Here is a 732-nt window from a genome sequence, read left to right on the forward strand (position 1 = left end):
CATTCAGTTGAGCACTCTAAAGAGACTGCCCGGGTTAACCGGGAGGAAGGTGGGGATGACGTCAAATCATCATGCCCCTTATGTCTAGGGCTACACACGTGCTACAATGGTGAGAACAAAGAGACGCAAGACCGCGAGGTGGAGCCAATCTCACAAAACTCATCCCAGTTCGGATTGCAGGCTGAAACTCGCCTGCATGAAGCCGGAGTTGCTAGTAATCGCGAATCAGCATGTCGCGGTGAATACGTTCCCGGGCCTTGTACACACCGCCCGTCACACCATGAGAGTTGGCAATACCCGAAGTCCGTGGGGCAACCGTTTACGGAGCCAGCGGCCGAAGGTAGGGTCAGCGATTGGGGTGAAGTCGTAACAAGGTAGCCGTAGGAGAACCTGCGGCTGGATCACCTCCTTTCTAGGGAGTCGACCAGAAGTTAATCCTTCTGGACACAGAAAGCGCAAGCTTTCAAACACTTTGGTAAATCCTGATTCTGTTTAATTTTGAGAGAACTCCTATCCGGACGGATGGAACGTGTCTTTCACTGTTCTTTGAAAACTGCATATGAGAGAAAGTAAAGAAAAAACCATTTCAATTGTAAGATTGAAAGAAGAGTAACTTAAAAGATTAAGCTATAAAGAGTGCATGGCGAATGCCTTGGCATCAGGAGTCGAAGAAGGTCGTGATAAGCTGCGATAAGCTCGGGGTAGACGCACATAGTCTGTGAACCCGAGATC

General features: G+C 49.2%; 2 rRNA genes. Both read left to right on the top strand.

Annotated elements, in window-relative coordinates:
- Positions 1–412: ribosomal RNA gene (locus J3A84_RS15235) — 16S ribosomal RNA — on the top strand; the annotation flags it as partial.
- Positions 413–620: 208 nt separating this feature from the next.
- Positions 621–732, top strand: a 23S ribosomal RNA gene (locus J3A84_RS15240); the annotation flags it as partial.

Origin of the sequence: Proteiniclasticum aestuarii (genome assembly GCF_017368455.1) — a bacterium.
Lineage (GTDB): Bacteria > Bacillota > Clostridia > Clostridiales > Clostridiaceae > Proteiniclasticum > Proteiniclasticum aestuarii.